Annotated in this window: 12 protein-coding genes; 4 read left to right on the plus strand and 8 right to left on the minus strand. The window is 65.8% G+C overall.

The features are described 5' to 3' along the window. The first annotated feature begins 177 nt into the window (after window positions 1-177). Window positions 178-648, plus strand: coding sequence for a hypothetical protein (locus ACS5PJ_RS18255; protein ID WP_439436281.1), 471 nt, complete (start codon window positions 178-180; stop codon window positions 646-648). Here ACS5PJ_RS18255 and ACS5PJ_RS18260 read toward each other — a convergent pair. The 4 genes from ACS5PJ_RS18260 to ACS5PJ_RS18275 form a co-directional block, all read right to left on the minus strand. Continuing rightward, complete coding sequence (locus ACS5PJ_RS18260; protein ID WP_439436282.1) at window positions 645-2,774, minus strand: putative bifunctional diguanylate cyclase/phosphodiesterase; 2,130 nt, start codon at window positions 2,772-2,774, stop codon at window positions 645-647. The genes ACS5PJ_RS18255 and ACS5PJ_RS18260 overlap by 4 nt on opposite strands. Before the next feature lie 60 nt (window positions 2,775-2,834). Beyond that, window positions 2,835-4,241 carry a UDP-glucose dehydrogenase family protein gene (locus ACS5PJ_RS18265; RefSeq protein ID WP_439436283.1) on the minus strand — a complete coding sequence of 469 codons (1,407 nt, stop codon included), beginning with the start codon at window positions 4,239-4,241 and terminating at the stop codon, window positions 2,835-2,837. Next, window positions 4,238-5,434 (minus strand): glycosyltransferase family 4 protein, encoded by a 1,197-nt coding sequence (locus ACS5PJ_RS18270; RefSeq protein ID WP_439436284.1) that lies wholly within the window; start codon window positions 5,432-5,434, stop codon window positions 4,238-4,240. Before ACS5PJ_RS18270 ends, ACS5PJ_RS18265 begins: the two co-directional genes overlap by 4 nt. 227 nt (window positions 5,435-5,661) lie before the next feature. After that, a complete protein-coding gene (locus tag ACS5PJ_RS18275; protein ID WP_439436285.1) occupies window positions 5,662-6,123 on the minus strand; it encodes a DUF4383 domain-containing protein in 462 nt (153 codons plus the stop codon). A gap of 154 nt (window positions 6,124-6,277) precedes the next feature. Here ACS5PJ_RS18275 and ACS5PJ_RS18280 point away from each other — a divergent pair, with 154 nt between their 5' ends. After that, window positions 6,278-7,588 carry a cell division protein PerM gene (locus ACS5PJ_RS18280; protein WP_439436286.1) on the plus strand — a complete coding sequence of 437 codons (1,311 nt, stop codon included), beginning with the start codon at window positions 6,278-6,280 and terminating at the stop codon, window positions 7,586-7,588. A 14-nt stretch (window positions 7,589-7,602) separates the two neighbouring features. Here ACS5PJ_RS18280 and ACS5PJ_RS18285 read toward each other — a convergent pair whose 3' ends face one another. Next, window positions 7,603-8,031, minus strand: a complete 429-nt coding sequence (locus ACS5PJ_RS18285) for a hypothetical protein (RefSeq protein WP_439436287.1) — start codon at window positions 8,029-8,031, stop codon at window positions 7,603-7,605. Between the two features lie 39 nt (window positions 8,032-8,070). Between ACS5PJ_RS18285 and purN the strand changes: the two genes are divergently transcribed. Then, window positions 8,071-8,655 carry a phosphoribosylglycinamide formyltransferase gene (gene purN / locus ACS5PJ_RS18290; protein WP_439436288.1) on the plus strand — a complete coding sequence of 195 codons (585 nt, stop codon included), beginning with the start codon at window positions 8,071-8,073 and terminating at the stop codon, window positions 8,653-8,655. Between the two features lie 120 nt (window positions 8,656-8,775). On the opposite strand, the gene ACS5PJ_RS18295 is transcribed toward purN, so the two are convergent. Together ACS5PJ_RS18295 and ACS5PJ_RS18300 are read right to left on the minus strand one after the other, a co-directional pair. After that, entirely contained in the window at window positions 8,776-9,045 is a 270-nt protein-coding gene (locus tag ACS5PJ_RS18295; RefSeq protein ID WP_439436289.1) for a GlsB/YeaQ/YmgE family stress response membrane protein, read from the minus strand. Window positions 9,046-9,183: 138 nt separating this feature from the next. Further along, the gene (locus ACS5PJ_RS18300; protein WP_439436290.1) at window positions 9,184-10,536 is read right to left on the minus strand and encodes an MFS transporter; all 1,353 of its coding nucleotides are present in this window, start codon (window positions 10,534-10,536) and stop codon (window positions 9,184-9,186) included. Between the two features lie 132 nt (window positions 10,537-10,668). Between ACS5PJ_RS18300 and purH the strand changes: the two genes are divergently transcribed. Continuing rightward, window positions 10,669-12,354, plus strand: coding sequence for a bifunctional phosphoribosylaminoimidazolecarboxamide formyltransferase/IMP cyclohydrolase (purH, locus tag ACS5PJ_RS18305; protein ID WP_439436291.1), 1,686 nt, complete (start codon window positions 10,669-10,671; stop codon window positions 12,352-12,354). Window positions 12,355-12,496: 142 nt separating this feature from the next. Here the strand turns inward: purH and ACS5PJ_RS18310 are convergent, their stop codons facing one another. Beyond that, entirely contained in the window at window positions 12,497-13,456 is a 960-nt protein-coding gene (locus ACS5PJ_RS18310) for a trypsin-like serine peptidase (protein WP_439436292.1), read from the minus strand. Between the last annotated feature and the right edge of the window lie 72 nt (window positions 13,457-13,528).

The raw sequence follows: 13,528 nt of genomic DNA on the forward strand, positions 1-13,528 counted from the left end.
GGCAGGGGTGCCGGTTACTCAACGGTAGATCCCTGCCTGCCGAGGGGGAAGGCCACGCCGGCATAAGTTACGTTCGTCACCCCCTCCTGCGTGTTGCGCAAATCCGTGCCCAAGCGGTCGCATACTGGTCTTGATGCGGCCACCGGCCGCAACCCCCGGCCAGGCAGGAGGAAGTGCATGGAACCCCTCAAGAAGATCGTCAAGAACCAGTATTTTCCTGCTGCCGCGGTGCTCGCTGCAGTCATTCTGTTCTGGGTCATCGCCGCCTTTGGCGGACTGTCACTCCTCAACAACAACCAGCCGCCCATGGCGACCCTCACCTGGATGTTGTTCGTCTATGGCGCCGCCGTCCTGACACCGCTGGCAGGAGTCCTCGCAGGCATGGACCTGGTCCGCCGCTGGCTCCGCAACCGGGAGTCCGCGGCCGCCTACGACGACGACGCCTGGGTTGCGCCCGAGGCGGAGCCGGGCGTTGAGGTGCAGCCCGAGCCGGTGGCGCCCGCTGAGGTGCAGCCCGAGCCGGTGCAGGCCGCTGAGGTTCAGCCGGCAATAGACCAGCGAGCAGCGAACCAGCAGGCAACAATCCAGCCAAAGAGCCAATCCCTCAAGAAACCGGCACAGTCAAAGCAGCGAAAGAAAGCTGCCTAAAGGCGTGCCAGCGAGTCGAGCGCCTGCCGGGCGTTCGCCAAGGCCTGCTCGAACCGGTGGCCCGGCTCCGGGTGCGAGAACAGGTATCCCTGCAGCGAATCGCAGTCGAGTCCGATCAGGTAATGTGCCTGCTCCCTGGTTTCGATTCCTTCGGCCGTGACAGTCAGGCCCAGGCTGTGCGCCATGTTGATCATGGAGCTGAGGATGGGTAGCCGTTCGCTTCCGGTGCGCACCATGGACACGAACGTCTTGTCGATCTTGACAATATCCACGGGCAGGTCCTGGAGCCGGCCCAGCGACGAATAGCCGGTGCCGAAGTCATCCAGGGCAACCCGGGCACCTGCCTCGCGCAGGCTGCCCAGCTGGCGGATCACGTGGCAGTCGGGGTCGAAAAACACACTCTCCGTGACCTCCAGGACCAGCTGAAAGACGGCCACCCCGCTGACCTCGGCCAGTTGCAGAACGCGTTCATCAAAATCCGGGGCCTGCAACTGCACGCCGGAGACATTGACGGACAGCGACCGGGACGGATCTTCGCTCAGCCACGGGGCGATCCGCTTGAGGCTCTGGGCCATTACCTCGGTGCCGATTTCGTTGATCAGGCCGCTGCGTTCCGCCATCGGAATGAAGACGCTGGGCGGGATCCGGTCACCGCCGCGGTCCCAGCGCGCCAGCGCTTCAAACTTGACCACGCGGCCCATGCGCGGTGACACGATGGGCTGGAGGTCCACCGAAATCTCACCCCGCGCCACGGCCAGCTGCAGGGCAGCCTCCAGTTCCGTACGCTGGACCAGCGCCGTCATCATGTCCGGATGGAACCTCAGGAAGCGGTTCTTGCCGGCAGCCTTGGCCGCATACATGGCGATGTCGGCCTCACGCAGCAGTTCCGACGGGACAAGGGCTTCCTTGCCGATGGAGGCCAGTCCCAGGCTCAGGCTGGGCCGCAGCATGGTTCCTTCAATCCACACGGGCACATTCAGGCAGCGGACAATGCACGCCGCAGTGGCTTCCACGTCCGGGCAGGCCGTCAGCAGGACCACGAACTCGTCCCCGCCCAGCCGGGCCACGACGTCGGCGGTTGGGGTACAGCCGCGGAGCCGGCGCGCCACCTCCACGAGCATGTCGTCGCCGGCCTGATGCCCCAGGACATCGTTGACTTCCTTGAAGTCGTCGAGGTCGATCAGCAGGACGTCGACGGACTTGAGGCGTGGCTCGAGCAGGGCAGTTGCGAGTGCTTCGTTGAATACGGCACGGTTGGCCAGCCCCGTCAGCGGGTCCTGGAACGCCAGTGTCCTGAGCTGTTCTGCCTGCGCCGCGAGGTCACGCATGGCCTGCTGGGCCTGCTCCTGGGCTTCGCGGCGCGGCGTCACGTCACGGAAACTCCACACCCGGCCCACGATCCGGTGCCCCACTTTCTGCGGGCGCGAGTACCTTTCAAAGGTCCGGCCGTCCGCCAGATCCACCACATCGTGGCTCTCCGCCGCCGGGTTGTCCGTCACCTCGGCGATGCGGGCAAGGAAGGCCTCCGGATCATGGACCTGCGACATCACCACGCCCATGGCGGGATCCTCCGACCCGGCGTTCATGTATTCGGGCGGTATGCCCCACATCTTCAGGAACTGGTCATTGAGCCCGGCCACTTTGCCCGCGGAGCTGATCACCACGATCCCGTCGGCGGTGGACTCGAGGGTTGCCGTCAGGAGGGACATGGCTTCGCGCAGGTCTGCGTCCGCTTCACGGCGGTGCCCGGTGCTCCGGACTGAAACGAGCAGCAGCTGCGAGCCGCCGTCGTCGAGCAGTGAACCGGCCATTTCGGCGGGGAACTCAGTGCCGTCCCGGTGAAGTCCATAGACTTCACGCGGCGGCAGCGGTGCATCAGGCTGTGTGCCCAGGTGCTGCCGAAGATGGACGGTTTCGTTCCGGAATCCCTCCGACAGGAGCAGCCAGTGGTTGCTTCCGATCAGCTCATCGCGCGTGTAACCGAAGAGCCTGCATGCTGCCGCGTTCGCGAGCTTGATGGTGCCTTCGGGGCTGACGGCCAGGAGCGCATCCGGGCTGGCATCCAGAAGCGCACCGAAAGCGGGTGCCGCTAAGTCCTTGTTTTTTTGCCGCCTGGATCCCCCCATGCGCAACCACCCCCACGCACATCATAAAGTGCAGCCGGGGGTGATGTAACGCACAATGGGTCAGTTTCGAACTTTTTCGGTCAGGCCGGGCGCGGAATCCGCCTGGTCAGCGGCCTTGGGTTCCGCGCCGGCGTTGGTGCCCAGTCCGCGGACCACCCAGCCTTCGGACTGCCAGGCCGCCGCGTCGAGCACGTTCCGCGCATCCAGGAGCACCCGCCGCCGCACCAGTCCGCCGGCGACGGCCGGGGAAAGCCGGCGGTATTCGTCCCATTCCGTCAGGAGCAGCACCAGCTCGGCACCTTCCAGGGCCCGCGCCGTCGAGGCCTCAAACCGCAGCTGGGGAAAGCGCAGCCACGCGTGGTTGATGGCCTTCGGATCCGTCACCGTTACGTGCGCGCCGGCAGCAGCCAGCTGGACGGCGACATCCAGGGCCGGGGAGTCGCGGATGTCGTCCGTTTCCGGTTTGAAGGACGCGCCAAGGATGGTGACGGCCCGTCCGGAAAGCTTGTTGGCGCACAGTTCTGCGGCCTTGGCCACGGTCCGGGTCCGCTGGCGAAGGTTGATCGAATCAACCACGCCCATCCAGTCATTGACCGGATCCACACCCAGGGCCGCCGCCTGCGTCCGCAGGCTTCTGATGTCCTTGGGCAGGCAACCGCCGCCGAAGCCCAGGCCGGCGTGCATGTAGCGGCTGCCGATCCTCGGGTCCATTCCCATGGCCTCGCTGAGTTCGGCCACATCGGCGCCCGATGCATCGCACAGTTCGGAGATCGCGTTGATGAAACTGACCTTGGTGGCCAGGTACGCGTTGGCGGCGGACTTGATCAGCTCCGCAGTGGCGAAATTGCAGACCAGCCGCGGGATGCCGGCGTTCAGCAACGGCTCATAGACGGCATCCAGCGCCGCCGCCACCGCACGCGGCGCACCGGTACGCGGGTTGAACGCAGCCGCACGCCCGCCGGCCACGCCGTAGACCAGCCGGTCCGGAACCAGCGAGTCCTTCACCGCGGTGCCCTGGCGCAGGAACTCGGGGTTCCAGCCCAGCTGCACGTCCGGGCGTCCCGCCAGGACTCCCTGGAGCATGTCCACCGTGCCAACAGGCACCGTTGATTTACCCACCACGACGGCGCCGCTCGCCAGGTGCGGGAGCAGCGCCCCGGTGGCGGAGACGAGATAGGTGAGGTCAGCGCCGTCGGACGTCTTTGACTGGGGCGTCCCCACGCACAGGAAGTGGACCTGGGCCTTGGCGGCGTCGGCGAAGTCGGTGGAGAAGGTCAGCCGGCCGGTGCTTCGCCCGTCCTTGAGGAGCTCGTCAAGGCCCGGTTCGAAGAAAGGCGCCTGGCCGCGGCCGAGCTGCCCCACCTTCGCGGCGTCCACATCGATGCCCACCACGGTGTGGCCCATCGAGGCGAGGGTGGCGGCGTGGACAGCGCCGAGGTAGCCGCAGCCGATCACGGAAATTTTCACAGGGACACTCCACTCTTGGTTTGGGCCGGCTGAACCACAGGAAGGCCGCGGACTGGCTCAGCCACCGGTTCCCCGGTGATCACGGAACGGTAATGCTCCTCGAGCAGGCCGCACAGCGCCGGCCACGTCCTGTCCTGGACCGAGGCGTGGGCTGCCGCGGCGAACGCACGGCGCTTGGCGTCGTCGCCCATCAGGTCCATCACGTGGGCCCGGAAACCGCCAAGGTCCCCGGGCTGGTACAGCCAGCCGGTGCGGGAGTTTTCCACGAGGTCCAGCGGTCCGCCGCGTCCGGTGGCCACCACGGGTACGCCCGATGCCATGGCCTCCTGGATGGTCTGGCAGAACGTCTCGAACTCGCCGGGATGGACGAACAGGTCGAAGGAAGCCACAGCCTTGGCCAGTTCCTCCCCGCCGAGGAATCCGGTAAAGACGGCGCGTGGCAGGGCTTCCTCCAAGGCTGCCCGCTGGGGACCGTCACCTACGATCACGAGCCTGGAGTTCGGGACGTCGGCCAGCGCCGCCAGGTCCTCCACCTGCTTTTCGATCGCCAGGCGGCCCACGTACCCGATGATCCGCTCACCGCCGGGGGCCACGGAAGCCCGCCACCGCGCGTCGCGCTTTTCCGGTGAAAACCTCGCGGTGTCTACGCCGCGGCGCCAAATGCCCACCCGCGGGATCCCCCGGCCGCGCAACTGGTTCAGCGCGAAGGTGGACGGCACCAGGGTCCGGGTGGCCAGCAGATGGATGTTCTCCACCCGGTTCCATGCCCAGTTCTCCAGGAACGGCACACCGTACCGTGCGGCGTAGCTGGGGACCTCGGTCTGGTAGATCGCGACGGTGGGGATGCCCAGCTGGTGCGCGGCCTGCACGGCCCGCCAGCCCAGGACAAACGGGGAGGCGAGGTGGACGATGTCGGGTGCGTAGTCGGCAAGGATTCGCTTGACCCGGTACACACCGCCCATCGCCACCCGCACATTGGTGTAGCCGGCCAGCGGAACAGCCGGGAGCCGGTGCACCGTCGCGCCGTGGACCACCTCGGCGGTCCCCGCGAACTCAGCGACAGCATGGGTTGAGGGCGCAATGACCAGGACGTCGTGACCCTGACCCTCCAGGTGCTCCAGCACCCGCAGGATCGAGTGGGTCACCCCGTTCATCAGCGGCAGGAATGACTCGGCAATAATTGCGATCCTCACCCCTCCACGGTGGGCCCGCAGACTGACGGGGCGGGGGAGGGGGTGTTACGCCGAGGGAAAGGTTGGGTGAACAGGTGGGCCCCGCACAGCAGAAACGTGGCACAGCGGAAAGCCGGTGCAGCTGTCCGCGGAATCGCGTCAACTGCACCGGCCAGTAGGACGAATATTCAGAACTTACAGATCTTCTTCATTCGCGGCTCCTATTTCCCGGCTGGTTATTTCCGGGTTTACCGCCTATCGCTGGCCATATTCCTTGAGAACAGCCAGCCGGCACCAATCATCAGTACGCCCAATGCAAGGTGGGTCCAGTTGTCCGTCATGTTCAGCGCCAGGAAATTGGCCGCCGAGTTCACTCCGACACTGAGACCGAAAATAGCCAGGACGATGTACAGTGCGCCGGCCCCAATGAGGAAGTTCCGTGCGCCGTGTTCGGTGCGGGACATTGCCCAGCCGGTTGCGCCGATGGCCAGCTGCACAATATTCAGCAGCATGGACACCTGGAACAAGTTCAGGAACATAGCGTGGGAATCAGGTCCAAGGAACCTCAATTCGCTGTACTGCGTGGTGATACCGGGGATAAAGCCCAGGATACCGACCAACAACAAAACAATACCCACACCCATGCCGGCGTTCTGGACGTCTGCCCGCCCAAAATGTACGCCGTGTGCATGTGGGGATGCGGTAGTCATTTTCTGCCTCCAACCACTGATTGCGGACATACCAATTTTACGGCCGCCCTGTGGAAAAAGCGCCGTCCAAGCCGCAGGATGAGCTAGTTCTCTTAGCTGGAATGAGCCTGTCGCAAACGGGTGGGAAGGCCCGGCCGTGACACCATGGAACACGATGAAACTGCGCGCTGATCAGACCGGAGACCGTGGCCTTCCCATGCCCTTGTGGCTGCAGGGAGCAATCGAAACGGCGCAGGCGGCCATCATCTCTGTCCTCCTGGTGGTGACACCCATCGTGGCTGTCTGGGCCACGGCCGGATTCCAGCACACGGGCTTCGACGCCCTGGCTGCCCTGGCCGGCCAGGCCTGGCTCCTGATCCACGGCGTGCCCCTGCAGCTGGCGCTCGTCGGCCCGGGAGCCGCAGGCGGCCCGGGCTCGGGCATGCTGACCCTGGTACCGCTGGGCCTGACCCTTATTCCGTTCCTGCTTGCCTGGCGCGCAGGACGGCGCCTCGCGCGCGCCTCCTACACTGACCAGCTTTGGCAGGCGCTGCTCGGTTCCTGGCTGGTCTACTCCGCGTTCGGGGCGGCCACCGGCTTTGTCTGCCGCACTCCCGACGTCGTCATTAACCTCTGGTACGCCACGGTGATCCCGCTGGTTCCCTTCGCCCTGGGCATGGTGATCGGCGCCCGCCGCGAGGCAGGCTCGTGGAGCCGCCTGATCGGCGTCGACGCCGTCGACTGGATTTCGCGCACCAGCCAGCACTCGCGCTGGGCCGGGTCCTACCTCGGTTCCGCCGCGAAGGCCGGGTTTCTGGCGCTCGCCTCGGCGCTTGCGCTCGCGTGCGCCCTGCTCGCGGTGGACTTCTTCATCCACTGGAACCTGGTGATTGCAGTCTATGAAGCGCTCGACGCCGGCGCTGTCGGGGGCGCGGCCCTCACCGTTGCGCAGCTCGGGTACCTCCCCAACCTGGCGGTCTTTGCCCTTGCCTGGGTGTCGGGCTCGGGTTTCGCCATGGGGGTCGGCTCACAGGTGGGACCGCTCGGAACGGCCGCAGGGCCGCTGCCGTCCATCCCCGTCTTCGCGGCCATCCCGACAGGCCCGCTGGACTACGGGTTCGTGGCGCTGGTGGTGCCTGTCCTGGCAGGTGTGCTGGCCGGTTGGTGGTTCCTGCGCGAAGGGGAAAACCATTTTGACGAGTGGCTGTCCATCAAGGTGCGTTTCCGGTGGTTCACGGCCGCTGCGTCCACCGTGGCGCTGGGGCTGCTGATCGGGGCGGTGTCCGGGCTGCTGGCCGCCCTGCTCGCGTGGCTGGCCCGCGGCTCAGCCGGACTGGGGCGCCTGACATCCATCGGACCCGACCCGCTCTGGACCGGCATCTGGATTGCCGCGGAGGTGGGCATCGGCGTCGTGATCGGTTATGCCGCGGGGCCGTGGCTGGAACGCCGCCAGCAGGTGGAAGAGGAAGCGGAACTGGTCCGATAGTTCCCGCCGCTCCGCTAGCGGAGGCCCGGCAAAGAGCTTTCAAGCTGGACACGGCAGTTGGCGAGGGCCTGGCCGGTGATGGCCTGCCGGGAGCACGCCTGGAAGTCCTGGATCTGGGCGAAGAACACCGCGGTCACCAGAATGACCAGCACCATGACCACCATGACCACAAGCCCGGAAATGGTGCCGACGAGGACCAGCCTGGACTCCTTCAGCTTCGCGGACCGGACCAGCAGAAGGACGCCGATCACCAGGCTCGCGGCGGTCAGGATACCCGTGAGCCAGAGGTAGCTGACATCGAGTTGGTAGACGAAGAACGCACCCAGCACCGTGACGATGAAGATCCGGAACAGGTTGTGGGTTTTGCCGAGCGAGGTTTTGGCGGCCTCGCTGAGCCGCGGCTTGGTCCGCTGCTGTCCAGCCGGTTCGGGGGAGGGGTTCATGTTTTCCAGCCTACGCGAGCCTGCCCATAAGCTAGACCCATGCGCATCGTAGTCCTCGTTTCCGGAACCGGCTCCAACCTCCAGGCAGTCATCGACGCCGTCAAGGCGGGGGAGCTGGACGTGGAAATCGCTGCGGTGGGAGCGGACCGTGAAGGGACCTTCGGCGTCGAACGCTCCTCAGAGGAGGGGCTGGAGACATTCGTCGTCAACTTTAATTCCTTCCCCACCCGGGCCGAATGGGACGCTGCTCTGACGGCGAGGGTGGCTTCCTACGCCCCGGACGTGGTGGTTTCCTCGGGCTTCATGCGCATTGTCAGCGCCGAGTTCATCGATGCGTTCAACGGCAAGTACCTGAACACCCACCCGGCCCTGCTGCCTGCCTTCCCCGGCGCCCACGGCGTCCGCGACGCCCTGGCTTACGGCGTGAAGGTCACCGGCTGCACGGTGCACTGGGCCGATGCCGGTGTGGACACCGGCCCCATCATCGCCCAGGAAGCGGTGGCCATCGAGGACTCCGACACCGAGGAAACCCTGCACGAACGCATCAAGGTGGTGGAGCGGCGCCTCCTGGTTTCCACTCTCGCGTCCCTCGCCGCCGATGTGTCGCGTCAGGCCCAGCGCTGACGCTGCGGAGCTGATCCGGGCAAGCCGTGCCTCCGTGGCCGGCCCGGCACAGGCCGGCCCGGCACGCAAAAGGCGCCGCCCCCTTTGAGGGGCGGCGCCTTGTGTGAAACTGTTCAGTGGTTAGGCGCGGGTGCGGGCCCGTCCGGCCACCGCGCCATAGATCAGCAGGACGATGATGGCGCCCAGAATGGAGAGCAGCCACGTCCGGAGGTCGAAGAAGTCACCCAGTCCGCCACCGAAGATCAGGGAGCCGATCCAGCCGCCCAGGATGGCCCCGACAACGCCGAGGACCAGCGTGATCAGCCAGCCGCCGCCTTGCTTGCCTGGCAGGATGAGTTTTGCAATAGCCCCCGCTATCAGGCCCAAAATGAGAAACGCTAAAAAGCCCATGTTGCCACTTCCTTCTCAGTCAGTTGTGCCAAACCCCCATGCCGATTCCCTAAGTTAATCAGTGTGCTTACCGTTCCGCAAGGTTTCAATTATCACGGGATGACTGCTATTTACGGAAAGAGTCAAGTGCTTAGACCGCTACTCGAGCCGGCGCTGCCTGGTCTCCGGTGAGAAGAACGCCATCCACAGCACCGCCAGCAGGACCAGCCCTCCCGCCAGGGCGAACGATGTGGCCAGCCCAAGTTCCGGCCAGAAGTAGTTGGCGAAGATGAGCGGGCCGAAGCCTGCACCCAGGCGCGAGAACGTTGAGGCCCAGCCGAACCCGGTGCCGCGGAGTTCGGTGGGGTACAGCTCGGACACATAGGTGTACAGGACCGGTATGGCCACCTGTACCAGGAACCCGAACACCAGCAGCCAGAACACGGCAGCGGTGGGGATATCCACCACGAAGGCGACGATCACCAGGGTCAGTGCTGACAGCGGGCCGGTGATGGCAAGCAGCCATTTGCGGCCGACGCGCTCCACCAGCAGCGCCGCCACGATCACGCCGAGCAGGCCCACTGCGGCCATGGACGCCGTGGTGATGAACGCCTTGTACTCCGCGAAACCGGCGCCAATCAGAATCCGTGGCATCCACGTCAGGGACAGGTAGTAGACCAGCAGGATGCTGAAGAAAAGTGCCCAGGCGGTGGCGGTGATCTTCCAGTTAAACTGCCAGACCATCCGCAGCTGATGCCAGGCGCTCCCGGCGGAGAGACGCGGAACGTCCTGCGGGTCCGGGAGGCTGTAGGCGCGCGGCTCGGCGCCGGTGGCCGCCACCAGCCCGTCGATGACTTTCGCCGCTTCGTCACGCCTGCCCTTGCGGATCAGGAACAGCGGCGATTCCGGAACACTGCGCCGGATCCAGAACACCATGAGTGCGGGCAGGACCATGACAAGCATGGTCAGGCGCCAATCGCCGAAGATGCCCACCAGCGCGGCGGACACAAAACCGGCAAGGGCCGCGCCGACCGGCCACCAGCCGTCCATGGCCGTCAGGACCTTCCCCCGCTGCTTCCGGGGGGTGAATTCACCCACCAGCGCGTAATCGACGGGAATGCAGCCACCCAAGCCGAAGCCTGCCATGAACCTGAACACACAGAACCAGACGAAGTCGGGGGAGAAGGCACCCAAAACGGTGAAGAGCGAGAAGATCAGCAGGGTTGCCGTGAAGGCTTTCTTGCGGCCGATCGTGTCCGCAATGGTGCCCCACACGAAGGCACCCAAAGCCATGCCGATCAGGTTGGCCGTGCCCACCCAGGCCACCTCGCCCGGAGCCAGGGCCCAGTGCGTGGACAGCAGCGGAATCAGGATGCCGTTGAGCGTGACATCCCAGGCGTCGAACATAAAGCCGAGGCCGCCAATCAGGAAAATCCGGCCCTGGACTTTCCACCGCCACGGCAGTTCCTGCACCACCTGTTCGCCGCTGGGCACAGTCGTATAAGTATTCATTGAGGCCTCCTGCCTAAATCTTAGAGGCACCCCGCAGAGCGGGACGGGCGACGGCGCGGGGCCGCAACGCGATAAACTGGCCGTATCCCCACCAACCGCGGCCCTTGCCCGCGAGATAAGACGGAGACTTTTGTGAGCTTGCCGCAGCCTGACCGTGTATCCATCGACCGAGTTCCCATCCGCCGGGCACTGATCTCGGTCTACGACAAGACCGGTCTGGAGGAGCTCGCTGCGGGCCTGCACGCAGCCGGCGTGAAGATCGTCTCAACCGGCTCCACAGCCAAGAAGATCGCCGCAGCCGGCATTCCGGTCCAGGAAGTCGAGGAAGTCACCGGTTCCCCGGAAATGCTCGACGGCCGCGTCAAGACACTGCACCCCCGAGTGCACGGCGGCATCCTCGCGGACCGCCGCGTCCCGGCGCACATGGAAACGCTCGCCGGCATGGAGATCGAAACCTTCGACCTCGTGGTGGTGAACCTGTACCCGTTCGTCGAGACGGTCAAGTCCGGCGCACCGCAGGACGACGTCGTCGAGCAGATCGACATCGGCGGTCCCGCCATGGTGCGCTCCGCCGCGAAGAACCACGCCGCCGTCGCCATTGTGGTTGACCCCGGCTTCTACGGTGACGTTGTCACCGCGGCCGCGGAAGGCGGCTTTGACCTGAAGACCCGGCGCCGGCTGGCCGCCAAGGCGTTCGCCCACACCGCCTCGTACGACAATGCCGTGGCCACCTGGACTGCCAGCCAGTTCCTCGATGAAGACGGCGACGGCGTCATCGACTGGCCTGCCTACGCCGGCCTGTCGCTGGAGCGCTCCGAGGTCCTCCGCTACGGCGAAAACCCGCACCAGCAGGCTGCGCTGTACGTGGACAAGGCTGCTCCCGCCGGCATCGCGCAGGCGGACCAGCTGCACGGCAAGGGCATGAGCTACAACAACTTCGTCGACGCCGACGCAGCCCTGCGCGCCGCGTTCGACTTCGCTGAGCCGGCAGTAGCCATCATCAAGCACGCCAACCCCTGCGGTGTGGCTGTTGGATCCGCTGACGCGGCGGACCCGATCGCGGACGCGCACGCCAAGGCCCACGCCTGCGATCCCGTCTCCGCGTTCGGCGGCGTCATCGCAGCCAACCGCCCGGTCACCGCCGGCATGGCGCGCACCGTTGCGGGCATCTTCACCGAAGTGGTCATCGCACCGGCATTCGAACCCGAAGCCGTGGAGATCCTCTCAAAGAAGAAGAACATCCGCCTCCTGACCCTCCCGGAAGGCTATGGCCGCTACCCGTCCGAGTTCCGCCAGGTCTCCGGGGGCGTGCTGGTCCAGGTGGCCGACAAGGTGGACGCCGACGGCGACAACCCCGCCAACTGGACCCTTGCCGCGGGCGAAGCCGCGGACGAGAAGACCCTCGCGGACCTGGCCTTCGCCTGGACCGCCTGCCGTGCCGCCAAGTCCAACGCCATCCTGATCGCAGCTGACGGTGCCGCCGTGGGCATCGGGATGGGCCAGGTCAACCGCCTGGACTCCTGCCGCCTCGCCGTGGAGCGGGCCAACACGCTGGGCGTAACGGTGGAGTCCGACGTCGAAGGTGCCGGGGGTGCCTCAAACGCAGACACTGCCGGCGCGCCCGAACGTGCACGCGGCGCCGTCGCGGCATCGGATGCGTTCTTCCCGTTCGCTGACGGCCTGCAGATCCTGATCGACGCCGGCGTCCGCGCCGTGGTGCAGCCCGGCGGTTCGGTCCGCGACGAGGAAGTCATCGCCGCAGCCCACGCGGCCGGCGTCACCATGTACTTCACCGGTGCCCGCCACTTCTTCCACTAAGCCCACCACGAACGACGGCGCCTGTCCCCGCTGAGGGGACAGGCGCCGTCGTGGTTTAACGCGTTAATCCTGCAACGCGGGGTCACTTTTAGCCCCTTCGAGCCCTATTTTTGGGCGTTTAGTGACCCCGCGTTGTTCAGTTTTAGGCTGTCTCGGCAGTCATATAGGCGGCCTCGATCTCTGGACCCCAGAACGGGCCGTACATCACCGGGAAGCGGTTGTAGCCGTAGCTGTTCACGGAATTTTGGATGTTGCTGGTTCCGATCAGCCATGGGCCGCCGGAGGAACCGCCGGTCATGTCGCAGGGGATGCCCTGGGACATGAACTGTGCGTTCCTGGAGTCATCGACAGCTGTTCCCGTGCAGCTCATGAGTGATCCGCCGTCAAAAGGCTTGTCCGCCGGGTAACCGAAAGCCGTGTAGCTGAGGCCGCGGGGCGCATTGAACAGGACAGCGGACTCATCCACGACGTCGGACAGGAGCTTCCCGGTATCCACCTGCTTCACCACGGCGAAGCCGGTGTCGAACTGCATGTTCCCCGAGTCCTTCCACCCGGACGGGACATGGTAGGACTCCCCGGTCCACGCGCCGTAGGGTGCTGTGCCGTTGAAGTAGCCGGGGACAAAGATGAACCTGCTGGGCAGCTCCGCGCCGCCAAAGAGACAGTGCCCGGCAGTGGCCACAGTGCTTTTGTTGCCGGAGGTCACCGCGTTGCCTGAGCACACGTAGTCCGCACCGTCCAAGGTGAAAAAGACCTTGCCGACGTGGTCCATGCCGCTGGCCGGCTTCGCGAGGGTGGGCTTTCCCTTGGTTCCCTTGTCTTTGCTTGCCCCGCTCGTCTCGACCGAAACTGCGCTGGACCTGTCGCCGCGTTCCAGCGACTTGTCGGCCAGGAGGTCGCCCGGAAGCGCGGCCTGCATCCGGTCCGGGGTCCAGTAATCCGCCGCTCCGGTGCTGTCCACCCTGGCGCTGAATACTGAGGGCTTCGCCTTCTCATCAGAGGCGGAGGGGGCGGCGCCGGCACCGCCGGCCCCGACCAGGGCCAGCGCGGCGGCCGCGGAGAGACTCAAAAAGCTGGCAGCCAGAGACCGGGTGCGCGTCATTATTTTCCTGTCAACAAAGGTGGAGGGAAGGCTCCCAGTTGGCCCGCCCTGAAACCAAAGTAACCTATCGGG

The organism is Pseudarthrobacter cremeus, from assembly GCF_051857465.1.
Classification (GTDB): Bacteria; Actinomycetota; Actinomycetes; order Actinomycetales; family Micrococcaceae; genus Arthrobacter.